We start from the raw sequence: 24329 nt of genomic DNA, 5'->3' as shown, positions 1-24329 counted from the left end.
TGCCCCGTCTAGTCTGCCTTGCCTGACAGGCAAACCGCTGCATTATCGGCCCGCGCGTGTCAAGACCGTGGCGCAGTTGCCCCCCGAAAAGGACCCGGCCAGGCGGTGAGAATTACGCCGCCTGGCCGGTATGGGCTAGGTGGTCAGGAGTTGATGTTCACCAGAACGAAGCTCTTGTAGTGGTCCGAGGTGTAGAAGAACTCGCCGCGGTCACCGGTCACGATGCGGCGCGCGCCGCGGTGGCTGACACCGGGCGTCTTCACCGTGTACTCGTGGTAGTAGCCGGTGCCGCACTTGGGCAGCAGGCCCTCGCGGTTCTGGAAGACCGTGCCGTCCTGCGGGTACGGGTACGGCCCGCCCTTCTTGATCAGGTTGACGGTGGTGGTGGCTTCCGTGGGCAGGCTGGACAGCGCGACCTTGCGAAAACCGGAGGTGTCCCCACAGTTCGCCTGTGCCTGCGAGATCTGCGCGACGGCACCGTGGGCGAGGTTCGCTTCGCCGGTCGCCACCGCGACGCCTGCGAAACCGAGGACCGCGACCACGGCGGCGAGCAGGACTCGCGTGAAACGGGATGCGTTCAGGCTCATGGGGCGAAACTAGGATCGGCGAATGATCCCAACGCTAAACCCGCGTTAACGCACAGGGCACTCCGGCGAAACCGTCGAAGGCAACCCTTCGGCGAAATTCAACGCAATTCCGCCAGGCGGGCCTTCAGGCGCTTTTCCACGGTCGGCGGAATAAGGGTGGAGACGTCCCCGCCGTAGGTGGCGACCTCCTTGACCAGTGAGCTGGCCAGGAAGCTGTACGTCGGATTCGTCGACATGAACAGCGTCTCCACGCCGGAGAGCTGTTGATTCATCTGGGCCATTTGCAACTCGTAGTCGAAGTCGCTGACCGCTCGCAGGCCCTTGACGATGGACTGGATGCCATGCGTCTTGCAGTAGTCCACCAGCAGGCCGTGCCAGGAGTCGATCCGCACGTTCGGCCAACATCGGGTGACCTCGCCGAGCATGTCGATGCGTTCCTCAACGCTGAACAAGCTCTTCTTGCTCTTGTTGATCAGAACGGCAACGACAACCTCGTCGAACAGCTTGGAAGCCCGCTCGACGATGTCCAGGTGACCGTTTGTCACCGGATCGTACGAGCCGGGGCACACCGCGCGCCTCATGAAGCGGGACGCTAGCAGCCGAATGCGGGCTTGCCATCTGGGCCGAAGCACACCGTGGGATTAGTCACTCGTCCTATCGAGGGAATCTGAACCGCTCGTCCACTCCGCCCAGTGCAGCACCGTGTCGCCGTAACGGCGACTCCGCTCCGGGGTCAGGTGGGCGGGCCACCGCGGGTCGCCGCTGCGCTTGGCCCGCTCCACCACCACCACGCCCTCGGCTGCCAGCCAGCCGTTGCCGCTGAGCGCCTGAAGTACCTGGTGAAGCTCGTCGTTGGCCACGTCGTAGGGCGGGTCGGCGAGCACCACGTCGTAGGGCTCGTCAGGCTCGTTCGCCAGCACGGCCTGCACCGTGCCCGCGTGCAGCCGCGCGCCGGGCAGGCCCAGATCGGTGATGTTGCGGCGGAGCACCTCGGCGGCCTTGCGGTCGGACTCCACGAACGTGACCTCGGCCGCGCCGCGGGACAGCGCCTCCAACCCGAGCGCGCCGGAACCGGCGTACAGGTCCAGCACGCGCACCCCGTCCAGCCCGATGCTGGACTCCAGCGCGCTGAACAACGCCTCCCGCACCCGCTCCGAGGTGGGCCGGGTGCCCTTCGGCGGCACCTGCAACCGCCGTCCACCCGCCGCACCGGCAACAATCCGTGTCACCGGTCCATCATCCCGCCTGCCACGCCGCCTGGATGGGTCACCCGTGGGAGCAGCAGATGTGCAGCGTGCGCTCCGATTCGCCGTGCCACCAGAAGCGGTCGGGGTCCGCCGAGGGCAGGGCGTCGGCGACGGTGGTGCCCGCGGACCGGACCGAGGGCTGCTGGAACGGCGCGAGCAGGTCCGACACCGGGTAGTGGGTGCCGTTGTGGACGACGGCTTCCACGGCCGCCGCGGCCTTGATGTCGGTGAGGGGGTTGCCGCGGACCAGCGCGAGGTCGGCGAGGCGGCCCTTCTCGACTGTGCCCAGCAGGTTGGGGACGCCGAGCCAGCGGGCGGGGTTGCGGGTCGCGGTGGTCAGCGCCTCATACGGGGTGAAGCCGTGCTTGACCATCGCCCGCAGGTTCACGTGCAGGCTGATCGCGGGATTGTCCAGTGGCGCGTCGGTGCCCGCGATGACCAGGCCGCCCGCGCGGTGGATGCGCAGCACCATGTCCACGTTGTGCGGCAGCGTCGCCATTCGGCCCGCGGTGGTCGGGTCGGGGTTCTGGGTGGAGGCGACCTTGGCCAGTAGCTGCTCGTACTCCCACGCCGGGTACAGCGTCTTGGTCCGCACGTCGTCGGCCAGCGAGCGGTCCTCGGCGTAGAGGGCGAGCGAGGAGAACAGGGTCGGGGTGATGGACATGCCGGAGCGGGCGAACAGCTCCACCGCGTCCTCATAGGACTTGCCGAGTCGGCTCACGGTGTGCGAGTAGCCGAGGCGGTTGGTGGCGCCGGTGTGCTCCATGCCGTCCATGCCGATGTTGACGGCCGGGTAGAGGTAGTGGGAGCTGAGCGGGAGGCCGCCGCGGTGGGCGCGGGCCACGGTCTCCCGTTGGAGCGCTACCGGCATCCGCACATAGGTCTTGATCAGGTCATATTCCAGGCCGAACGCCCGCTCCAGTTCGCGGCGCAGGCCTTCGGTGTCGCGGGTCGGGCGCATCATGTTGTAGTAGACGCGGGTGCCGTCGATGGCCTCGCCGGTGGCGAAGAACCTCGGGCCGAGTTGCGCGCCGGACGCGAGGGCCTCGCGGGTTTCCAGCATCTGGTACGCGGGGTCGCCGGGTGAGCGGGTGCTGGTGATGCCGTAGGCCAGCCACACCGGTCCCTGGCGGGAGCCCCACTGCCTGCCGCGCAGGTGCCAGTGGTTGTGCGCGTCGATCAGGCCGGGCATGGCGGTCAGGCCCTTGGCGTCGACGACGCGGGCGTCGCCGTAGTCGGGTGCGCCCGCGGTGTCCTGCACCGACACGATCTTGTTGTTCTCGATGAGGATGTCCACATCGGACCGCAGCTTCTCGGCGACGCCGTCCCACAGCGCGCCCGCGCGCACCACCAGGCGGCCGGGTGGTTGAGCGTTGGCCCAGACCAGCGGCATCTCCACGGTGCGCGGCTTGCCGCCCGCGGCGGGGATCAGGCGCAGGCGGCCGTTGTTCAGGTACAGCAGGGTGCGGGAGTCGCCGCTCCAACTGGGGGCGTCGGTGACCTCGGTGGAGACCTGCTTGGGGGCGCCCGTCAGGCGGCCCTTCGCGTCCACCGGGACGGTCCACAGCAGACTGTCCATGACGAACGCGAGGTGCTTGCCGTCGGGCGACCACACCGGGCCGTCGTCGCCGCGGGTGGACAGCGAGCGGAACGGCAGCGGCTCGGCGTAGCGGGTCTCGCCGGACTCCAGGTCCACGGTGAGGATCTGGCTGGTGCCCTCGCGGAATCGCTTGGAGAAGGGCTTGACCGCGGCCAGCGCGAGCACCTTGCCGTCCGGTGACCAGGTGGGTCGGCCGGGCAGGAACAGGGCGGGCAGGACCTTGCGGGTTTGCTTGGTGGCGACGTCGAGCACCCAGGTCGCGCCGTCCTGGTCCTGGTAGGCGACCCGGCCGCCGTCCGGTGACCAGCGCGGGGTGATCTGCGCGCCGGGCAGGTCGGTCAGGCGGGTCTCCTTGCCGGAGGCCAGGTCGTGCCGCCACAGGGCGGGGCTGCCGGTGCGGTCGCTGGAGTACACCAGCGTCTTGCCGTCGGGCGAGAAGTCAGGGTCGGCGTCGAAGGCGCCGCCCGCGATGCGCTGCATCCGGCCGCCGATGGGAAGCAGCCACAGGGCGCCGACGGCGCGGAAGGCGATCTGCTTTCCGTCCGGGGACAGCACGGGGCTCGCGATGCCCCGCGCGGTTTGGGTGACGGGTGTGTCGATGGTGCGGCGGGCGGGGCGGTCCTCGTGCGGCCGAAAGCCCACGGTGGCGGTGAACGGGACGGCGCTGGTCTTGCGGGTCTCCAGATTGCGGCGGCGCAGGGTGCCGTCGGCGGTGTAGAGCAGTTCCGTGCCGCTGATCCACTGCGGGGCGAAGGCGAACACGTCCTCACCCTCGTCGCTGACGGGCTTGCCGTCCACGACCAGTTGGGCAGCGGCCCCGAACAACCTGACGTAGGCCAAAGCGCCATAGAGGCTGGGTGCCGGGCCGAACAGCGTGGTGTGCGGGGCGGGCTCCACCAGGCGGGTCACGGCGCCCGACGCGAGGTCGATGGCGTCGATGGCAGTGCCGTCCACCGTGTAGACGAGGCGCCCGCCGTCGGGCGAGAAGTTCGGCTCGGCCTCCTCGGCCGTGGTGTCGGTGACCTTGGTGATCTTCGCGGTGGCCAGTTCGAGCAGCCAGATGCCGTAGCTTCCGCCGCGGTCGGAGGAGAACGCGAGGTGCTTGCCGTCCGGGGAGAAGCGGGGTTCGCGGTGGTCGTACTCGCCCTTGGTGCGTTGGACGGGGGCACCGCCCGCGATGTCGAGCGTCCACAGGTGGTAGTTGCCGTCGCGGTAGGCCTGGAAGGTCAGCGTGCGGGAATCGGGCGAGAACTGCGGGCGGGTGGCGTCCTGGAGGTCGTCGCTGAGCTTGCGGGCCGCGCCGCCCGCGGCGGGCACCAGCCAGATGCCGGTGTAGAGGTCGAAGGCGATCCACTTGCCGTCCGGGGAGGCGGCCGCGGCGATGTTGGTGCCCTGCTTGACGGTTACCCGCGGTCCTCCCCGCTCCTCGGTGGCGGCCTGCGCGGGCAGGGTCAGACCGACGCCGCCGATCGCGGCGGCCACTCCGGTGCCGACCAGCAGGTTCCGGCGGGTGATGCCATCGGCAGGCGAAATTCCCCCTGTGTCCACGGTGTTCCTCCCCTAGCCGCGCTTGTGACGCGGATATCCCCAGTGGCCTCCACTTAAGAGGTATCGCCGGCGCAACGCAACCGAGCACCGCTGACCGGGTGAGCGCAGCCGAAGTTGGGGCTCTCGGCCCTCAACCGTTCGACCAGTCAGACCTGAATTTGATTCACATCACATCGAGGTCTTTCGCGTGGGTGTGCGTCGTTGGGCCGGGAGTGGATGACTGCCAACGGCGTCAGGCACCCAAATCGTGGGTTTCTGTCTAGGGAAGGTGTCCATTGTCGTTGTTCAACCGGCTTTCCCGATCCGTTGTGCTGGCGAGTGGGTTGATTGCGGTCATCGCCGTCTCGTCCGGTTCCGCGGTGGCGGGGAACAGCAATCCCAGTTACCAGTCCGGGTCCTATGCGGCCTTCGTGTCCATTCACGACTTCAACCTCGGGCCGGTGGCCTACAGCCACTACCCCAGCGGTCCGTCCCACAGCTCCTCGTTCGTCAACACCCACCACGACCTGGTGGTGCTCGGCGAGATGGAGTCCGAGTCCAACCGCGATCACGGCAACTCCTGGGCGCGCACGACCCTGACGAAGACCGGGTTCGACCTCTTCAACATTCACCCGACGGCCCCCGGCAAATCGGTTCTCAGCATGGCGGTGGACACGCTTTCCGCGTCCTGCACCGCCAACGCGAATGGGATCACCGGGTCGAGTTCGAGCGGTGGTGATCTGGAAATCAAGGTGTACGGGAAGAAGCGCACGATTCCCTACAGCACCGCGCCGAACCAGAAGGTGGGCATTCCCGGTGTCGCCACGCTGATCTTCAACAAGCAGTGGACCGACGAGAACGGTGCGTTCCACGTGCAGGCATTGGACTTCGCCCTCGACCCCAAGCTGGAGAAGGCGATCGCAGGGCACGTGCGGCTGGAACTCGCGCACGCCGCCTGCGGCGGTTCCAAGGTGGTTTTGGACCCGCAGTCCGTCGTCCACCCGAGCGCCTGAGCCGCCCGCGACGCTGAGGACCGTCCGAGCGGCGGTCCTCAGCGACCGAAGTAGGAGCCGCCGTTGACGTGCAGCACCTGGCCGGTGATGTGGGAGGCGTTGCGGGACACCAGGAATCCGACCGCGGCTGCCACGTCTTCCGGGAGTCCGGCGCGGCCGGTGCAGGTGGCGGCGATCATGCTGCGCCACTCGGAGTCGGAGACGGTGTCGTTGAAGAACTCGGTCTTCTCGATCAGACCGGGGGTGACCACGTTGACGGTGATGCCGCGCGGGCCGAGTGACCTGGCGAGCTTGCCCGCGTAGGCGACCAGCCCGGATTTGGCGGCGGCGTAGCTTTCGGCGCCGGGGCGGGCGCCCATGGAGCCGAGAAACACCACCCGGCCCTTGTCGGCGAGGCGTGGGGTGAGCGCGCTGGTCAGCAGCACCGCGCTGAGCACGTTCTGCTTGTAGTTGGACAGCCACAGGTCGCGGATGGCGACGAGGTCGTCCGGCTCGGGCTCCTTGCCGGTGCAGGCCACATCGCTGCCCGCGTTGTTGACCAGCACATTCACCCGGTCGGGCAGCTTGGCCAGAGCTTCGCGCACCGCGTAGGGGTTGCTCGCGTCGAAGGCGATCGCCCTGGACCGCGACCCAAGCTCGTCCGCGGCGGCGTCCAGCACTCCCGTGCGCCGACCCGTGATCACCACATCGAGTCCGACCGCGATCAGGTTGGCCGCGATGGCCTTGCCGATCCCGGTGCCACCGCCGGTCACCACGGCTGTCTGCGGCATCTTGCCCCCATCGTTTCGCCAACGACGCCGTGATCTTTCCGTGACCAACCGATCCAGTCAGCGCCCAAGCGGGTCTAATTGGCGTCGACTGCGTCACATGCGTGAATTCCCCACCAAGCAACGGCACCCGGTCCGATGTCGGGACCGGGTGCCGCATGTGCTCAGGAGATCAGCCGATCTCGATGAGGAGGTCGCCGCCCTCCACCTGCTGGACGGCGCCGATGGCGAGGCGCTTGACGGTGCCTGCCTTGGGGGCGGTGATGTTGGCTTCCATCTTCATGGCCTCGATGGTGGCCACCGTCTGGCCCGCCTCGACGGCCTCACCTTCGCCGACGGAGAGGGTGACCACGCCCGCGAAGGGCGCCGCCACGTGGTTCTGGTTGGTGCGGTCGGCCTTCTCGGCGGCGGGCAGGGCCGAGGCCACCGACCGGTCCCGCACCTGGATCGGACGCATCTGGCCGTTGAGGGTGGACATCACGGTGCGGATGCCGCGCTCGTCGGCCTCGCTGATGGCCTCCAGCCCGATGAGGAGCTTCACGCCCGGCTCCAGGTCGACCACGTACTCCTCACCGGGGCGCAGGCCGTAGAAGAACTCCTTGCTGCGCAGCACCGAGGTGTCGCCGAAGGCCTCGCGGTGGGTGGTGAACTCCTTGGTGGGGCCGGGGAACAGCAGCCGGTTCAGCGTCGCCCTGCGGTGGGTTGCCAGGCCCTTCTCGTCGTCCTCGGTGAGCTCGGTGACGCGCTTGGGTGCGCTGCGCTCGCCGAGTGCCTTGCCGCGGAACGGTTCCGGCCAGCCGCCGGGCGGGTCGCCCAGCTCACCGTGCAGGAAGCCGATCACCGAGTCGGGGATGTCGAACTTGCCGGGTTCGGACTCGAACTCCTTCGGCGACACGCCCGCGCCCACCAGGTGCAGGGCGAGGTCGCCGACCACCTTGGAGGACGGCGTCACCTTGACCAGCCTGCCGAGCATGCGGTCGGCCGCGGCGTAGGCGTCCTCGATCTGCTCGAAGCGGTCGCCGAGGCCCAGCGCCACCGCCTGGGTGCGCAGGTTGGACAGCTGTCCGCCGGGGATCTCGTGGTGGTACACGCGGCCCGTCGGCGCGGCCAGGCCCGCCTCGAACGGCGCGTAGACCTTGCGCACGGCCTCCCAGTACGGCTCGAGGTCGCACACCGCCTGCAACGACAGGCCGGTTTCCCGCTCGGTGTGGTTGGTGGCCGCCACCAGCGCGGACAGCGCGGGCTGCGAGGTGGTGCCCGCCATCGACGCCACCGCGGCGTCGACCGCGTCCACGCCCGCGTCGATGGCCGCCGTGAGGGTGGCCAACTGTCCGCCGGGGGTGTCGTGGGTGTGCAGGTGCACCGGCAGATCGAAACGCTCCCGCAGCGCGGTCACCAGCGTGCGGGCCGCGGGCGGGCGCAGCAGGCCCGCCATGTCCTTGATGGCCAGCACATGGGCACCGGCCTCGACGATCTGCTCGGCCAGCCGCAGGTAGTAGTCCAGCGTGTACAGCTTCTCCGCCGGGTCGGACAGGTCGGCGGTGTAGCACAACGCGACCTCGGCGATGGTGGTGCCGGTTTCGCGGACCGCCTCGATGGCCGGGCGCATCTGCTCGACGTCGTTGAGGGCGTCGAAGATGCGGAAGATGTCCAGCCCGGAGGCCGCCGCCTCCTGCACGAACGCCTCGGTGACCTTCGTCGGGTACGGGGTGTAGCCCACGGTGTTGCGGCCGCGCAGCAGCATCTGGAGGCAGATGTTGGGCACGGCCTCGCGCAGCGCGGCCAGCCGCTCCCAGGGGTCCTCGGCCAGGAAGCGCAGCGCAACGTCGTAGGTCGCACCGCCCCAGCTTTCCAGCGACAGCAGCTGGGAGGCGTTGCGCGCCACATGCGGGGCGATCGTGAGCAGGTCCTTGCTGCGGACGCGGGTGGCCAGCAGCGACTGGTGCGCGTCGCGGAAGGTGGTGTCGGTGACGGCCACCGCGGGGGTCTCGCGCAGCCAGCGGGCGAAGCCCTCCGGGCCAAGCTCGATCAGTCGCTGCCGGGAACCGGCGGGCGGTTCTGCGGCCAGGTCGGCGACCGGGAGCTTCTTCTCGGGGTCGATCACCTTGGGGCGCTCGCCGTTGGGGTGGTTGACGGTCACGTCGGCGAGGTAGGTCAGCAGCTTGGTGCCGCGGTCGGCGGAGTGCCGGGAGGTCAGCAGGTGCGGCCGCTCCTCGATGAACGAGGTGGTCACGTTGCCCGCGATGAAGTCCGGGTCGTCCAGCACGGCCTGCAGGAACGGGATGTTCGTCGAGACGCCGCGGATGCGGAACTCGGCGACCGCGCGGCGGGCCCTGCGCACGGCGGAGGCGAAGTCCATGCCGCGGCAGGTCAGCTTGACCAGCAGCGAGTCGAAGTGGGCGCTGATGCTGGTGCCCGCGCCGATGGTGCCGCCGTCCAGGCGGATGCCCGCGCCGCCCGGTGAGCGGTAGGCGCTGATCAGGCCGGTGTCGGGGCGGAAGCCGTTGGCCGGGTCCTCGGTGGTGATGCGGCACTGCAGGGCCGCGCCGCGCAGGCGCAGCGTGTCCTGGATGAGGCCGAGGCCGGGCAGGGTCTCGCCGCTCGCGATGCGCAGCTGGGTCTGCACGAGGTCGACGTCGGTGACCTCCTCGGTCACGGTGTGCTCGACCTGGATGCGCGGGTTCATTTCGATGAAGACGTGCTTGCCGCGGCGGTCCAGCAGGAACTCCACGGTGCCCGCGTTGCGGTAGCCGATGTGCCGGGCGAAGGCGACCGCGTCGGCGCAGATCTGCTCGCGAAGCTCGGGCGGGAGATTGGGGGCGGGCGCGATCTCGACGACCTTCTGGTGCCGCCGCTGCAACGAGCAGTCGCGCTCGAACAGGTGCACCACGTTGCCCTCGCCGTCGGCCAGGATCTGCACCTCGATGTGGCGCGGCTCGACGACGGCCTGCTCCAGGAAGACGGTGGCATCGCCGAAGGCCGACTCGGCCTCGCGCATCGCCGCCTCCAGCGACTCACGCAGCATCTCGGGGCGGTCCACCCGGCGCATACCGCGGCCACCGCCGCCCGCGACGGCCTTGACGAACACCGGGAAGCCGACGTCCTCGGCCGCCGCGAGCAGCGTCTGGACATCGTCGGTCGGCGCGGAGGAGCGCAGCACGGGCAGGCCTGCCTCGCGGGCGGCGGCCACGGCGCGGGCCTTGTTGCCGGTCAGCTGGAGGACCTCGGGGGTGGGTCCGACAAAGGTGATACCCGCGTCACGGCATGCGTGCGCGAGTTGGGGATTTTCCGAAAGGAATCCATAGCCGGGATAAACCGCGTCGGCGCCCGCCTTCTTGGCGGCCTTGATGATCTCGTCCACGGAAAGATAGGCCCGAACGGGGTGACCTGGCTCACCGATTTCGTAGGACTCGTCGGCCTTCAGACGGTGCAGCGAGTTGCGATCCTCATACGGAAACACCGCAACGGTGCCCGCGCCGAGTTCGTAGCCCGCGCGAAAAGCCCGGATCGCGATCTCGCCGCGGTTCGCGACGAGAATCTTGCGGAACATGCCGGCTCCCTCCTGGTGGGACACGAACGGGCCGACACGAGCAGGCCCGCCGTCACCTGGATCGGCGGGCTTGTCTTGCGCGTGCCGCCCGCTCCGGGGTCGGTCGTCGCACGTTACCGTGCTGTCCCGCTCCTCGGGAGGAGCATCTCAGGTGACGGAAGTCATCTCGGTGTCAGATCCGCCAGGTCGATGCATCGGGGACTGATCAAAGCCTAACGGCTGCGGGGGCGCCTGTCTTGGTATGTCCAGGCGACCTGGACCGCTTTTCGAGCCACGGACGGGTTTAACTGTTTGCCTACTCATAGAAATGCTTACCGCACCATCGGTGACGGAGCATTGGACAGAGTGTGACTCCACCATTGCGTCCAACCGCCCGCGACCGAAATGGCGGATCTCTACTCCATGGTGTTGAAGTTCTCGGATTCGGGGATGCGGAAGCATTTCAAATCCGTACTTGGGGCGTTGGCCGCGCAGATCCGACACGCGGCCCGAATCATTTCCACTTACAGGAGGAGAACTCCGTGAGATCCCGGTTCCTACGCCTCGCCATGCTGACCGCGGCGACCTCGCTGGCCGTGCTGGGCGGCCTCGTCCCCGCCGCCTCCGCCGCGCCCGCCGACCCGGCCCAGGCGCAGCAGACCGACCTGCTCATCGTGAACCGCCACAGCGCCAAGTGCGCCGAGGTTCCGACGCTGTCGGCCAACCAGCCCTACGCCCAGATCCAGCAGATGAGCTGCACTGCGACACCCAACCAGGAATGGCGGCTGTTCTACGTTTCCCCCGGCTACTTCGAGATCCGCAACGTGCACAGCGGTCTGTGCCTGACCGTACCGAACGGCAGCACGGCCAACGCCGTCAACGTCGTCCAGTACTACTGCCAGAACCGCGCCTACCAGCGCTTCAACCTGATCCACAAGGGCAACGGCTACTACGAGATCCGGCCGGTGCACAGCAACAAGGTGCTCGAGGTTCCGCAGTTCAGCACCTTCGACGGCGCCCCCGTGCAGCAGCGCACGCCCGTCGTGACCGGCAACACCAACCAGCAGTGGGCCTTCTACCTCGCGTGAGGTCCCTCGCGGCATGAGCTCGGTGGGCTCGGGTCAGGGCAGCTGACCCGAGCCCACCGGGTGTGCATCCGGCACTACCGCGACCGGACACGCACGACTTTTCTCCTCCACCGGCGCCAAGTCCAGCCGTCCGCCTACCTATTGAAAACCCGCTATTTCGGCAGTGAGTCCAGGTGTTTGCGAACGGTGTTGGAGAAATTCTGGCCGCCGGTCTTGTCCCAATTTATCGACCAGGTCATCACGCCGCGCAGCCCCGTGTAGGGCTGCTCGGGGGTGAACTTTCCACAGTTGGTCTTCTTGACCAGACAGTCCAGGGCCTTGGTGACCACCGAGGGGTCGACGTAGCCGCTGCCCGCCGCCTGCCGGGTCGCGGGCAGGCCGAGGGCGACCTGGTCGGGGCGCAGCGTCTTGAGCAGGATGCAGGCCTGGGCGGTGATGAAGTCGACGCCGCCCTGGGCGTAGACCTGCTGATCGCAGCCCAGCATTGTGCCCGAGTTGTAGTACTGGGTATGCACGACCGTGACGATGTCCTTGAGGTTGGCCGCCAACTGGAGGTAGGCGCCGCCTGGCTGGGTGTCCAGCGTCTGCGGGGCCATGGTCAGCACGAAACTCGGCCCGATCTTCTGGTGAAGCTGGCGCATCGCGGTGGTCACGTTGGGCACGTTCATGCCGTGTTCGAGGTCGATGTCCACGCCGTCGAAGCCGAACTTGGTGATCAGGCCGTGCATGCTGGTGACGAAGCTGTTCACGGCCTGCTGGCTGGAGAAGTCGACGTTGCCCTTCTCGCCGCCGATGGACAGCACGATGGTTTTGCCCTCGGCCTTCTTGGCTTTGACGTCGGCGATGAACTCCTCGTCGGTGTAGCCGCCGAGCTTCTTGGCCAGGCCGGGGTCGATGGTGAAGGTGACCTTGCCCCATTCGCCCGGCACGGACTCGGCGAAGGCCACCGCGATCAGGTCGTAGGCCTTGGGCACATCGCGCAGCTTCAACGCGGCGGAGCCGTTGTCGAAGTTGTGCCAGTAGCCGGTCAGTTCTCTGGCCGGCAGTCGGTTCTGGGCGGGCTCGGCGCCATCGGCCGTGACGGTCAAAGAGAGGGCGAGGACTCCGGTCAGCAGTCCGCCGAGCAGGCGGGATCGCCTGAGCACAGCTCACCTCCGGTGCAGGGAAGAGGGTGGCGGCCCTTGTGTCGTGACGCAGGGGAGGTCACGGCTTTCAAAGTGGACTAGACCACTGGGTATGTCAAGGCTTCGACAGCGCGGCCGGGATTTCCCGGCCTCATCGGAAAGGCAGCTGCCTAGGGTGGCCAACCGGCATAATGGGAATCGCCTGAATGCCGAGGACTGCCTCGGTATCGTGTTGCGTCAGCATTCGAATTTCGCTGGGGAGTCTTCGTGAGCGCCGCCTTCTGGAAGACGACGGGTTTGGCCACCATCGCGGCCGCGGTGATCGCGGCGATCGGGGCGATAGCCGCCCAGCAGGTCGGCAAGGACGCCAAGCCCGCCACGACGACCACCACCTCCGTGGCGGCACCGGCGCCCGCCGCCACGACCGGTGCCCAGCCCCCACCCGTGCCCACCGATTCCGAAGTGATCTTCGACGGGTCGTTCAATCTCCACCTGTACGTAGGTTTCGACGGCGCGAAGCCGGAGAACAAAGGCGACTATGGCGGTCTCACCCAGGACTCCCGCGAAAACCTCATAGTCGGTGGCGATGGAGCGGTCTGGACCTTGCCGACCCCGCCGACCAAGAAGCAATGCGAGGACCAGATCGCCTTGAACGCGGTGCAGTCCATCCCGGCCGATACCGGCAAACAGATCTGCTACCGGACGGGCAAGGGCCGAATCGTCTACATCAAGATCACCGGGGTGGCGGAGCAGCGCAAGGACACCATGCACAACTCCACCTTCAAGACCTACGTGAAGATCTGGAGCGCGTAGGTCAGGTCTTCTCCAGGTACTCGGCGCGGTCCTCGCTGATCACCTCGGCCAGCATCTGGGCCAGGCCGGGGTGCTCGCTCAGGCCGGGGTCGGCGGCGACGACCGCCTGGGCCTGTTCGCGGGCCTCGGCGATGACCTCCTCGTCCCGCAGCAGCGACAGCATGCGCAGGCCGGACCGCTTGCCGGACTGCGCCTGGCCGAGGATGTCGCCCTCGCGGCGCAGTTCGAGGTCCAGCCTGGCCAGTTCGAAGCCGTCGGTGGTGCCCGCGACGGCATCCAGGCGCTCCCGCGACTTGGAGCCGTCCAGCGAGTCGGTGACCAGCAGGCACAGTCCCGGTGCGCTGCCGCGGCCGACGCGGCCGCGTAGCTGGTGAAGCTGGCTGACGCCGAACCGGTCGGCGTCCATGATCACCATGGCGGTGGCGTTGATGACGTTGACGCCGACCTCGATCACGGTGGTCGCAACCAGCACGTCAAGCTCCGCCGCGGCGAAGGCGCGCATCACGGCGTCCTTGTCGTCGGCGGGGAGCCTGCCGTGCAGCACCCCCATCCGTAGGCCTTGGAGCGGACCTTCAGCGAGCTTCGCGGCGATGTCGAGAACGGCCAGTGGGGGCCTGCGCTTCTCGCCTTCCTCGGCGGGCTCGTCCAACTCGTAGTCGTCGAAGTCGGACTCCTCGTCGCGTGCCTTCTTGCGCTTGCCTTTCGCGGGTTCCTCCTCGTCGCCAATGCGCGGGCAGACGATGTAGGCCTGATGGCCCTTGCCGACCTCTTCGTGGATGCGCTCCCACACCCGGTTCAGCCAAGCCGGTTTCTCCGCGACCGGCACCACGTTGGTGGAGATCGGCGAGCGGCCCGCCGGTAGCTGGCGCAGCGCGGAGACCTCGAGGTCGCCGTAGACGGTCATGGCGACCGTGCGCGGGATGGGCGTCGCGGTCATGACCAGCACGTGCGGGCTGGCGTCCTCGCCCGCGCGGGTGCGCAGGGCGTCGCGTTGTTCGACGCCGAAGCGGTGCTGCTCGTCCACCACGACCAGGCCGAGGTCGGCGAAGGACACCTTGTCCTGGATGAGGGCGTGGGTGCCGACGACGATGCCCGCGGCGCCGGAGGTGGCGTCCAGCATCGCCTGCTTGCGCTGCGCGGTGGTCAGCGAGCCGGTGAGCAGCGCGATCTTCGTGGAGTTCTCGGCGGCGCCGAGTTCGCCGCCGCTGCCCAGGTCGCCGAGCAGCTCGCGCAGCGAGCGGGCGTGCTGGGCGGCCAGCACCTCGGTGGGGGCGAGCATCGCGGCCTGCCTGCCGGAGTCCACGACCTGGAGCATGGCGCGCAGCGCGACCACGGTCTTTCCGGAGCCGACCTCGCCCTGGACGAGGCGGTTCATCGGATGCTCCACGGCGAGGTCGGCGGCGATCTCCTCGCCGATCTGGCGCTGACCGTCGGTGAGGGTGAAGGGCAGCCGCTGGTCGAAGGCGGTCAGGATGCCGCCGTCCTTGCGCGGGCAGGCCGGGGCGGGACGCGCGGTGGCGGACTGCTTGCGCTGGGCCAGCGCGAGTTGGACGGACAGCGCCTCGTCCCATTTCAGGCGGTCACTGGCCTCGGATACCTGCTGCCAGTTCTCCGGGTGGTGGACAAGGCGCAGGGCGCTGGAGAGGTCGATGAGGCCCTGCTGTTCCTTGATGGCGTCCGGCAGCGGGTCCTCGGTGCCGTCCCAGAGGCGCAGGATGTGGCTGACGCAGCGGCCGATGTCCCAGGAGGAGATGTCCTTGCTCGCCGGGTACACCGGGATCAGCGGGCGGGCGAACTCCTCGATCAGGCTCTGGTCGTCGTCGCCCTCCAGCATCACGAATTTGGGGTGCGTGAGCTGGGTTTTGCGCTTCACGCCGTCGCGGCTGTTCTGGGCGAACACGCTGACCTGGCCCGCGAACAGGCCGAGCTTGCCGATCTTGTGCTTGAGCACGTGGCCGACCCTGTCGGAGAAGAAGGTGATCGACAGGTACCGCCTGCCGTCGGTGACCTCCACCTCGGTGAGCGACCCTTGCCGGGTCTTCATCTTCCGGCTGGTCACCTTGGTGATCTGGGCCATCACCGTGACGTGCTCGCCGATCTCCAGGCCGGTGAGGTCGGTGAGCTTGCCGCGCTCGGCGTAGCGGCGCGGGTAGTGGCGGAGCAGGTCGCCGACCGTGACGATGCCCAGCGCCTCAGCCAGCGGCTTGGTGCTCTTGGCACCCATCAGCGCGGTGAGCTTGTCGGACATCCGCACGGTGGTCATGGCCTTCGTTTTACCGCATGAGCCCGACATCCCTGGCGAGCACCGCCGCTTGGACGCGGTCCCGGACGCCGAGTTTGGCCAGCAGCCGGGAGACGTAGGTCTTCACGGTGCTCACGGTGAGGCCGAGTTCGGCGGCGATCTCGGCGTTGCTGCGGCCCCTGCCGAGGTGTTCGAGCAGCGTCTTCTCTGGGCCGGACAGCGTCGCGACGCGCGGGTCCTCGGCGGGCAGCAGCGGGGTGACGGTGTCGAGCAGCCTGCGGGTCACCGACGGCGAGAGCCAGGCGTCGCCTTGGGCGACCGCACGAATGGCCCTGACGACCTGTTCGGGTGGGGCGTCCTTGACGAGGAAGCCCGCGGCGCCGCCGCGCAGCGCGGCGTTGATGTAGTCGTCCAGTTCGTACGTGGTGAGCACCAGGACCCTGGCTCGCCGGTCCAATTTGCGGATGACCTCGAGGCCGCCCATGACCGGCATTTCCAGGTCGAGCAGCAGCACATCGTGTTCCAGCGTCTCGGCTTTGTGCAGCGCCTCGGCGCCGTCGGCGGCCTCGCCGACGACGGTGAGGTCGTCCTCGGCGTCGACCAGCATGCGCAGCCCCATCCGCACGATCGGGGCGTCATCGCAGATCAGTACCCGGATCATGACCGCACCGCCGGGAGGCTCACGTTGACGCTCCAGCCGCCGTGCGGGCGCGGTCCCGCGGTGAGTTCGCCGCCCAGTTCGCGGATGCGTTCCCGCATGCCGGTGAGGCCGTGCCCGAGGGGTTTGGGCGGCACGGCGGGGCCGTCGTTGTCGACCCGGATGCGGGTGGGTCCGATGTGGACGTGCACGGTGCTGCCGGGTGCGTGGCGGAGGCAGTTGGTGAGGGCCTCCTGCACGATGCGGTATGTGGTGTTGTCGACGCCTGCGGGCAGGTCGGCGGCGTCGACGCGCAGGCCGACGTTGCGGAAGTGTCCGATGAGGACGTTCAGGTCGGGTGCTTCGGCGCGGAGCGTGACCAGCAGTCGGTGCACCTCGTCCATGCCTGTGCGGCCGGTGCTTTCGATTTCGGCGAGGGCGGTGGCGGCCTGGTCGGGGCTGCTGCGCGCGATGCGGCCCGCGGCGCCCGCGAGCACCACCATGCCGCTGAGGGTGTGCGCCAACACGTCGTGCAGGTCGCGGGCGATCCGTAGGCGCTCCTCGGCGGCGCTGCGCTGCGCGACCTCACGGACGTAGGCGAGGTGGGTGCGGCGGTACTGGGCCACCGTCCATGCGGTGCCGACGTAGGCGGTGGTGAGCACGAGCGGCGCGATGACGGAGAGGCGGAAGCCGTTGTTGGCCTGGTGGAACGCCAAGTAGCCGACCAGCGCGAAGGCGATGCCCGCGGTGATCCCGCCCAGCAGTCGCGGGCGGCCCGCGTGCGCGATGGCGCTGTAGATGGCGACCCAGGTGATCACCACCAGTGGGAAGCCACCGGGCAGGCGCGCCACCGTCCACAGCACGCAGGCGCCGACGATCACTCCGTACACCGTCAGCGGGAAGCGGCGCCGCCACACCAGGGCGAGGCAGCCGCCGATGATGGTCGCGTAGATGACGGCGAGATGCTCCGGTGACGCGATCGGGCTGCCGTCGCGCAGCCACGGCCAGTTCAGCGCGATGAGCCCCGCCGCCAAGCCTGCCGCCAGGACGGGATCGGATGGCTTCCCCCAGTTCCCCATGCGCCAAGCATAAGCGGGTCGACTTTGGTTGATGGGTGGATCAACGCAGGTCAACCGACGGATCGGCCCGCAGACCGACGTCGTGGCTGCGGCGTTTTCCTAGCTTGGGGTGACATGAGACGACTGAGATTCGCCGCTGTCGCGGCGGGTGTTGCATTGCTGGCGGGGCCCGCGGGTTCCGCGCTGTCGGCGCCTGCACGGGCGATGGAGATCGCCGATGTGGTGCAGGTGCGGCAGATCGAGGAGACCCGGCTCTCGCCGGACGGCCAACAGGCCGCGGCGCTGGTGTCCGAGCCCACCTTGGCGGACAACACGGTGACCAGCAGGGTGCTCGTGACCACCGTGGACGCGCCGGAGCGAGTGCGCACCGCGGTGACGGTAACCGGGGTGACCGAGCGGATCCACAACCTGCGGTGGGCGCCCGACGGACGTTCGCTGACCTACATCGCGCCGCACGATGGCGCCGACGAGGTCTGGACCGTGCCCGCTGGGGGTGGGCAGGCGCGGCGGCTGTTCGCCGCGCCCGTTGCGGCACAGACCGTTGGCGCCAACCGGCCGCTGCGCGGGTTCGACATCCCGCTGCACCAGGCCAAGGTACTGGGCGCGGAGTGGTCGCCGGACGGGCGACGGCTGGCGTTCACCGCGCCGCTTCCGCCGGGTGCCGACACCGAGGGCGGGGTGTCCTACGACCCATCGAAGATGCACCTGGAGTCGCTGCTGACCAGCGGTTACTACCGCACCCGGGTCGCGGTGATGCTGTGGGAGGGCGGTCGGACCCGGCAGCTCGCCGAGCTGACGATGGGCCGCGCCACCTACGGCCCGACGATGGCCTGGTCGCCGGACGGCAGGAAGCTGTCGCTGCACGCGGGCGAGGTGCAGGTGCTCGATGTCGACAGCGGCGCCGTGACCACGGTCGACAAGCAGTGGCGCGCGGCGGTCACGTGGTCGCCGGACAGCAGCATGCTGGGGCTCGCCGCGGGTCCGCAGTTGCTGGGCCTGCCGGTCGCGGGCGGCGAACCGAAGCCGGTCGCGTCCCTCCCCGAAGGCGCGCGGGCGGGCTGGTTCCAGTGGACCTCCGCGGGGCTCGTGGTGGCAGGCAAGACCGCGGCGGAGACGTCGGTCTACGTCGGGAAGCCCGGTGAGACGCTGCGGCAGGCGACGTCGGTCAAGGACGACCTGTCGGCCTGTTCGTTCTCCGCCGAGCGCACGCTGGGGGTGTGCGCCCGGCAGAACGCCTCGACACCGCCGCGACTGTCGGTGCTCGACCTGCAAGGCGGCGAGATCCGCGACGGATACCGGCCGAACCGGGCGCTGGACGGCGTCCGCGTCCAGCAGCCGGAGCCGATGACCTGGACCAATGCCAAGGGGCAGACCGGAACCGGGTACCGGCTCGTGCCGCCGGGGTGCCATGCGAAGCGCTGCCCGATCGCGGTGATCACCCACGGGTACGACGCAGGCAACCGGTTCATGGACGTCGGCCACGAGTGGAACTACCCCTCGCAGGTGCTCGCGGCCAAGGGTTACGTGGTGCTCGCCGTCAACGAGTCACCCGCGAGCCGGGATGTGGCCGACGCCGTGTCGATGATGGAGGCCGCGGTCGCCCGCGCGGTGGCGGACGGGCACGGCGATGGGGAGCGGGCGGCGATCATGGGCTACAGCCGCGGCGCCGAGGTCACCCAGGCTGCGTTGTCGCTGTCGACGGTGTTCAAGGCGGGGTCGTCGGCTGACGGCGGCCCCACCCCGGGCACGACGGTCAAGCCCGCGAGGCCGTTGCTCATGCAGATGGGTGAGGCGGCGGGCTTCATGAGCGTCCCGACATTCGACGATCTGCGGGCGCGGGGGATCCCGACCGAGTTGGTGATCTTCCCGAACGAATCGCACGGCTTTCACCAGCCCAAGCACCGGGCGGCGGCGATGCAGCAGAACCTGGACTGGTTCGCCCGGTATCTCCGCTGAGTTATTCGACGCCGATCAGCAGGACCGTGTCGGGCTGGCCGCCGTCGTAGGCGGTCAGCTCGACCTCCGGGTGGCTGGTGCGCAGGTGCTCCTCCAGGGCCTTCGACAGGCCCTCGGGGGCGGCCTGGCCGACCAGCACGGTGACCAGCTCGCCGCCGGAGGACAGCAGCAGGTCGGTGAGGTTGCAGGCGGCGGTGGCCAGTGCCGGGGTGTTGTCGGCCTGGTCGCCGACCGGTTCGATGAGGACCACCTCGCCGTCGGCCATGCCCAGCACATCGCCGGGCTGGCAGCGCCCGACCCAGGTCAGTGCCTCGTCGGTGGCGATGAGCAGTTCGCCGCGGCGGGTGGCGGCGGCCGCCTCGGCCATCGCCACCACGTCGTCGCCGGCACGGCGCTGGAGGTCGTGCACGGCGAGCGCGGACAGCACCTGCACCGGTGAGGACGTCGGCACCACCACCACATCCTGGCCCGCCTCTTGGGCCTGCTGCGCCGCGGCCTCCGCGACGGGACGCAGTTCCTGGGCGCCGGGCAGCACGATGACGTGTGCGGCGCGACTGCCGGAGATCGCGGCCAGCAGATCCGCCTCCGACGGCGGCTGCTCCGGGTTGACCGGCACCACGGTGGCGCCCTCGCCGCCGAACAGCTCGATCACACCGTCGCCGGCGGCCAGCACCACGACCGCGCGGGGCCGCACGAAACGGGTGGGTTCGGTGGCGATCTGGTCGGCGAAGCGCATCACCGTGATGCGGTGCGGCCTGCCCGCCTCGATGCCCGCCTCGACGGCGGCGCCGACATCGGCGCAGTGCACATGCACCGACCACAGGTCGTCGCCGTCGCCGACCACGGAGACGCAGTCGCCGAGCTTGGTGAGGCTGGCGCGCAGCCGGGTCGCGCGGGTGTCGTCGGTGCCGTCAAGGAGGTACATCACCTCGTACTCGTATTCGCTCGACCCGGCCTCCCGCTCGGCGACCAGGGCCTCGGCGTCGCGCGGCACCCAGTTGTGCTCGGTCTCGGTGGCCACGGTCCGGCCGGTGACCACCGACGCCAGCGCGTCCAGCAGCACCACCAGCCCGCGCCCGCCCGCGTCGACCACGCCCGCGCGGGCCAGCACCGCAAGCTGCTTCGGCGTCTCGGCCAGCGCGATGGCGGCGGCCTTGGCCACTCGGGAGGTCAGCTCGCCCAGTTCGTCGGAGGAGCAGTCCTTGGCGGCGGCCGCGGCGGCGTGCAGCACCGACAGCACGGTACCCTCCACCGGCTTGGTCACCGCGGCGGTGGCGAGCTCGTCGGCCCGCTTCAGTGCCTGCCGAAGCTGCGGTCCGCTGGCCTCGACGGCGTCCCGGAGAGGTTCGGCGAGCCCGCGCAGCACCTGGGACAGGATCACACCGGAGTTGCCGCGGGCGCCTGCCAGCGCGCCGCGGGCCAGCGCGGCCAGCGCCTGGCCGACCGCGGCGACGTTCTCGCTGCGCAGCAGCGCGTCCAGCGCCGAGCGCATGGTGAGCAGCAGATTGGTGCCCGTGTCGCTGTCGGGCACCGGGAACACGTTGATCCGGTCGATCAGCTCGCGGTTGGCGTCCAGGGCCTCCACGCAGGCCGCCGCCCAGCGGCGCACGGCCGCCGCATCCAGCGCCTGCAGCACTCCCCCGCCTCCCGTCGCCAGTGTTGGAGGGAGACTAGCGGGGAGCCGGTTTGGTCGGCTCGCCGGTGACCCGTTACCCTTTCCGGGTTGCTCGACTTCGTTCGAGCTCACGGTCCGGCCCCTCTGGGCATCTGGGCCGGATCGTACGAACCAACGTAAGGAGTGTCGACGTGGCTGCCGTTTGCGACGTCTGTGGCAAGGGGCCGGGCTTCGGCAAGTCGGTCTCGCACTCCCACCGGCGCACCAACCGCCGGTGGAACCCGAACATCCAGAGCATCCGGGCGCTGGTCAGCCCTTCGCAGCGGCAGCGTCTGAACGTCTGCACGTCCTGCCTGAAGGCGGGCAAGGTCGTTCGCGGCTGAGGCCATCCCAAGCTCAGAAAGCCCCGGCGGTGTCCGCCGGGGCTTTCTGCTGTGTCAGGGGAGCTTCCAGTCCAAAGGTGCCGCGCCGAGGCGTTCCAGGAGGTCGTTGGTGCGGCTGAACGGGCGGGAGCCGAAGAAGCCTCGGTCGGCGGACATCGGGCTCGGGTGCGCGGACTCCACGCAGGGCAGGTCGCCGAGCATGGGCCGCAGGTCGCGGGCGTCGCGGCCCCAGAGGATCGACACCATCGGCGTGCCGCGGGCGACCAGGGCCTTGATGGCCTGTTCGGTGACGTCTTCCCAGCCCTTGCCGCGGTGCGAGGCGGGGCGGCCGGGTTCCACCGTGAGCGAGCGGTTGAGCAGCAGCACGCCCCGCTCGGTCCACGGGGTCAGATCGCCGCAGGACGGGGTCGGGTAGCCCAGGTCCTCGCTGTACTCGCGGTAGATGTTGATCAGGCTGCGGGGGATGGGCCGGACATCGGGCGCCACCGAGAAGCTAAGGCCCACCGGGTGACCGGGCGTCGGATACGGGTCCTGGCCCACGATGAGGACCTTGACCTCGTCGAAGGGCTGCTGGAAGGCGCGCAGCACATGCGGCCCGGCGGGCAGGTACCGACGGCCCGCGGCGATCTCGGCGCGAAGGAACTCGCCCATCGCCCCGATTCGATCGGCCACCGGCTCCAAAGCCTTGGCCCACCCGGATTCGACAACTTCGTGCAACGGTCGCGCAGCCACGAACAATCACCATAGCGAGGTGGGTCACGGCGTCCGCAGGCGGGCGGCGGAAAGCGATCTCCCCTGCGTGCGACGCCTCACAAAAAGCCAAACGTGATGCACATCACAACGCTGCTGTTTTCGCATGACGAATGCGTGGTGGCACAAGTAAGCAGCATGATTCCGGGTTGCCAAGGCGGCGCCTTCACCTACGCTCAAAAAGCTATGTCGCTCGGCACGCGGCAACTGCGGCGAGCGCTTATTTGGCGTGCCCAAAAATTTCAGAGTGCGGATCGGACCCCGTTTTTCGCCGTCGCGGGTGTCATCGCGGAGCGGCCGCCCTGCGTTACCGGCCATCTGCCCCGATCCCTCCGAACTGGGGCCTTGAGTCGTCGATGGCGGAAAGAGGGAAGGAACACCTATGCGGCGCGAACAGGCGGCTGCTGAACCCGACCAATCGAAGATGCGGCGGGCGATTGGCGCAGCCGCCATCGGAAACTGCACCGAATGGTTCGATTTCGGCATCTACAGCTATGTAGCGGTATATATCGGCTCGCAATTCTTCCCGGCCGAGAACAAAACGGTTGCCACGCTGTCCGCATTCGCCGTTTTCGCCGCGGCGTTCCTGATCCGCCCGCTGGGCAGCGTCATCCTCGGCCCTATCGGCGACAGGCTGGGCCGCCAGCGGGTGCTGGCGCTGACGATCCTGCTGATGTCGGGCTCCACCCTGGCCATCGGCCTGCTGCCCACCTACCAGCAGATCGGCCTGTTCGCCCCCGTCCTGCTGATCCTGGCCCGCATGGTGCAGGGCTTCTCCGCGGGTGGGGAGTACGCGGGCGCGGCGACGTTCATCGCCGAGTACGCCCCGAACGACCGCCGCGGCTTCTACGGAAGCTGGCTGGAGTTCGGCAGCATCGCGGGCTTCGCGCTGGGCGCGAGCGTGCCGACCGCGCTGACGTTCCTGCTGTCCGAGCCCGCGATGGCCTCCTGGGGCTGGCGGGTGCCGTTCTTCATCGCCGGTCCGCTCGGCGCGATCGGCCTGTACCTGCGGTCGCGACTGGACGACACACCGGAGTTCAAGAAAATCGAGCGCCGCGGGCTGACCGAGAAGATGCCGTTCCTTCAGACGATGCTGCACAACTGGCGGGCGCTGCTGATCTGCGTCGGCATCGTCATCATGATCAACGTCGCGAACTACACGGTCGTGGCGTACATGGAGACCTACCTCGCGGTGACGCTGGAGATCGACAAGACCACGGCGCTGCTGGCGCTGATCGGCGTGCTGCTGGGGGTGATGGCGATCCTGCCGCCGCTGGGCGCGTTGTCGGACCGGATCGGCCGACGGCCGCTGCAGGCCGCGTCGTGTATCGGCTTCCTGGTGCTGTCCTACCCGGCGTTCATGTTGATCAACAGCGGCACCACCGCGTTCACGCTGCTGGGCTTGGGCATCCTGGCGTTGCTGTTGGCGCTGATCCTGGCGCCGCTGGCGGCCTCGCTGCCCGCGCTGTTCCCGACGCGGGTGCGCTACGGGGCGTTCGCGATCAGCTACAACGTCTCGACCTCGCTGTTCGGCGGCACCGCGCCGTTCATGATCGCCCTGCTGATCGACCGCACCGGCAACAACTACATGCCCGCGTTCTACCTGATGGCCGCGGGCGCCGTCGCCCTGGTCGCGGTCGTGCTGTCCCCGGAGACGGCCCGGCAGCCGCTGGCGACCGAGGTGTCCCCGGTCGACGCGGAGTACGTGAAGCCGCTGGCGACGGTCGCCTAGAGCCTGCGCAGGCCGTCGCGGTAGACGGCGATGTTGTGGATGTACATCTGCACCGGCAGGTCGACGTGGTCGGGCGGGCACTCGTAGTTCTCGCGCAGCTTCATCGGGACGCCGAGGGCCATGCGGCGGGTGGGCACCTTGCCGTTGAAGGGGACCACCGCGCCCGCGCCGACGGTGGCGCCTTCCTCGACGACGGCGCCGTTGAGGACGACGGAGCCGGAGGCGATCAGGCAGCGGTCGCCGATGGTGGCGCCCTCGATGTGGGTGTTGTGCCCGATGACGCATTCGGAGCCGATGGTGACGGGGTGGATCGGCGTGCAGTGGATGACGGTGCCGTCCTGCACGCTGGTCCGTTCGGCGATGTCGATGCGGCCGTAGTCCCCTCGCAGGACCGCCTGCGGCCAGACCGAGGACTGGGCGCCGATGGTGACATCACCGATCACGGTGGCGTCCGGGTGCACGTAGGCGTCGGGGTGGATGGAGGGCACCTTGTCCCCCAGTGCGTAGATCGGCAACGTCCGCTTCCCTTCGCCCGCACGAACTTGACCGCGTACAGCATTACGGACCGGTAGCCGTTCTCCAACCGCCCTTCCTCGGCGAGTTGTCCACAAGCCGCGAGTTGTCCACAGGCGGGCGCCGG

At 69.1% G+C, this 24329-nt stretch carries 19 protein-coding genes; 6 read left to right on the top strand and 13 right to left on the bottom strand.

Going from position 1 to position 24329, the window contains the following annotated elements; all coding sequences use genetic code 11:
- Positions 1-143: 143 nt before the first annotated feature.
- The 4 genes from ACU6XJ_RS17770 to ACU6XJ_RS17755 form a co-directional block, all read right to left on the bottom strand.
- Positions 144-587 carry a guanyl-specific ribonuclease gene (locus tag ACU6XJ_RS17770; protein WP_476312614.1) on the bottom strand — a complete coding sequence of 148 codons (444 nt, stop codon included), beginning with the start codon at positions 585-587 and terminating at the stop codon, positions 144-146.
- A gap of 98 nt (positions 588-685) precedes the next feature.
- Positions 686-1168, bottom strand: a complete 483-nt coding sequence (gene coaD, locus ACU6XJ_RS17765) for a pantetheine-phosphate adenylyltransferase (RefSeq protein WP_476312611.1) — start codon at positions 1166-1168, stop codon at positions 686-688.
- Between the two features lie 60 nt (positions 1169-1228).
- On the bottom strand, positions 1229-1816 hold the full coding sequence (gene rsmD, locus ACU6XJ_RS17760; RefSeq protein WP_476312608.1) for a 16S rRNA (guanine(966)-N(2))-methyltransferase RsmD: 588 nt from the start codon (positions 1814-1816) through the stop codon (positions 1229-1231).
- A gap of 37 nt (positions 1817-1853) precedes the next feature.
- On the bottom strand, positions 1854-4982 hold the full coding sequence (locus ACU6XJ_RS17755) for an amidohydrolase family protein (protein WP_476312605.1): 3129 nt from the start codon (positions 4980-4982) through the stop codon (positions 1854-1856).
- A 359-nt stretch (positions 4983-5341) separates the two neighbouring features.
- Here ACU6XJ_RS17755 and ACU6XJ_RS17750 point away from each other — a divergent pair, with 359 nt between their 5' ends.
- Positions 5342-5974, top strand: coding sequence for a choice-of-anchor P family protein (locus ACU6XJ_RS17750; protein ID WP_476312603.1), 633 nt, complete (start codon positions 5342-5344; stop codon positions 5972-5974).
- Between the two features lie 38 nt (positions 5975-6012).
- On the opposite strand, the gene ACU6XJ_RS17745 is transcribed toward ACU6XJ_RS17750, so the two are convergent.
- On the bottom strand, positions 6013-6744 hold the full coding sequence (locus ACU6XJ_RS17745) for an SDR family NAD(P)-dependent oxidoreductase (protein ID WP_476312600.1): 732 nt from the start codon (positions 6742-6744) through the stop codon (positions 6013-6015).
- A gap of 169 nt (positions 6745-6913) precedes the next feature.
- Positions 6914-10291 carry a pyruvate carboxylase gene (locus ACU6XJ_RS17740; protein WP_476312597.1) on the bottom strand — a complete coding sequence of 1126 codons (3378 nt, stop codon included), beginning with the start codon at positions 10289-10291 and terminating at the stop codon, positions 6914-6916.
- Positions 10292-10812: 521 nt separating this feature from the next.
- Between ACU6XJ_RS17740 and ACU6XJ_RS17735 the strand changes: the two genes are divergently transcribed.
- Positions 10813-11358: an RICIN domain-containing protein gene (locus ACU6XJ_RS17735; protein WP_476312594.1), complete on the top strand. Its 546-nt coding sequence runs from the start codon at positions 10813-10815 to the stop codon at positions 11356-11358.
- A gap of 152 nt (positions 11359-11510) precedes the next feature.
- On the opposite strand, the gene ACU6XJ_RS17730 is transcribed toward ACU6XJ_RS17735, so the two are convergent.
- Positions 11511-12503, bottom strand: a complete 993-nt coding sequence (locus tag ACU6XJ_RS17730; RefSeq protein WP_476312592.1) for a chitinase — start codon at positions 12501-12503, stop codon at positions 11511-11513.
- Positions 12504-12749: 246 nt separating this feature from the next.
- Between ACU6XJ_RS17730 and ACU6XJ_RS17725 the strand changes: the two genes are divergently transcribed.
- Entirely contained in the window at positions 12750-13295 is a 546-nt protein-coding gene (locus ACU6XJ_RS17725) for a hypothetical protein (RefSeq protein WP_476312590.1), read from the top strand.
- A gap of 1 nt (position 13296) precedes the next feature.
- On the opposite strand, the gene recG is transcribed toward ACU6XJ_RS17725, so the two are convergent.
- From recG to ACU6XJ_RS17710, 3 genes are read right to left on the bottom strand one after another with little or no spacing between them, the layout of a single operon-like run.
- Positions 13297-15558, bottom strand: coding sequence for an ATP-dependent DNA helicase RecG (gene recG, locus ACU6XJ_RS17720; RefSeq protein WP_476312589.1), 2262 nt, complete (start codon positions 15556-15558; stop codon positions 13297-13299).
- Positions 15559-15568: 10 nt separating this feature from the next.
- On the bottom strand, positions 15569-16198 hold the full coding sequence (locus ACU6XJ_RS17715) for a response regulator (RefSeq protein WP_476312586.1): 630 nt from the start codon (positions 16196-16198) through the stop codon (positions 15569-15571).
- A complete protein-coding gene (locus tag ACU6XJ_RS17710; RefSeq protein WP_476312583.1) occupies positions 16195-17253 on the bottom strand; it encodes a sensor histidine kinase in 1059 nt (352 codons plus the stop codon). Before ACU6XJ_RS17710 ends, ACU6XJ_RS17715 begins: the two co-directional genes overlap by 4 nt.
- Before the next feature lie 114 nt (positions 17254-17367).
- Between ACU6XJ_RS17710 and ACU6XJ_RS17705 the strand changes: the two genes are divergently transcribed.
- Positions 17368-19209: an alpha/beta hydrolase family protein gene (locus ACU6XJ_RS17705; RefSeq protein ID WP_476312580.1), complete on the top strand. Its 1842-nt coding sequence runs from the start codon at positions 17368-17370 to the stop codon at positions 19207-19209.
- A gap of 1 nt (position 19210) precedes the next feature.
- Here ACU6XJ_RS17705 and ACU6XJ_RS17700 read toward each other — a convergent pair whose 3' ends face one another.
- The gene (locus ACU6XJ_RS17700) at positions 19211-20842 is read right to left on the bottom strand and encodes a DAK2 domain-containing protein (RefSeq protein WP_476314080.1); all 1632 of its coding nucleotides are present in this window, start codon (positions 20840-20842) and stop codon (positions 19211-19213) included.
- Positions 20843-21015: 173 nt separating this feature from the next.
- Between ACU6XJ_RS17700 and rpmB the strand changes: the two genes are divergently transcribed.
- A complete protein-coding gene (rpmB, locus tag ACU6XJ_RS17695) occupies positions 21016-21207 on the top strand; it encodes a 50S ribosomal protein L28 (RefSeq protein ID WP_476312577.1) in 192 nt (63 codons plus the stop codon).
- A gap of 54 nt (positions 21208-21261) precedes the next feature.
- Here rpmB and ACU6XJ_RS17690 read toward each other — a convergent pair whose 3' ends face one another.
- Positions 21262-21939, bottom strand: coding sequence for a uracil-DNA glycosylase (locus ACU6XJ_RS17690; RefSeq protein WP_476312575.1), 678 nt, complete (start codon positions 21937-21939; stop codon positions 21262-21264).
- A 400-nt stretch (positions 21940-22339) separates the two neighbouring features.
- Between ACU6XJ_RS17690 and ACU6XJ_RS17685 the strand changes: the two genes are divergently transcribed.
- Positions 22340-23689, top strand: coding sequence for an MFS transporter (locus ACU6XJ_RS17685; protein WP_476312572.1), 1350 nt, complete (start codon positions 22340-22342; stop codon positions 23687-23689).
- Here ACU6XJ_RS17685 and ACU6XJ_RS17680 read toward each other — a convergent pair.
- A complete protein-coding gene (locus tag ACU6XJ_RS17680) occupies positions 23686-24204 on the bottom strand; it encodes a gamma carbonic anhydrase family protein (protein WP_476312569.1) in 519 nt (172 codons plus the stop codon). The two genes, ACU6XJ_RS17685 and ACU6XJ_RS17680, sit on opposite strands and share 4 nt — an antisense overlap.
- Positions 24205-24329: the final 125 nt, after the last annotated feature.

The organism is Actinorectispora metalli (genome assembly GCF_056323685.1).
The sequence above is the reverse complement of the archived record's forward strand: the minus strand, read 5'-3'. Positions and strand labels throughout refer to the sequence as shown.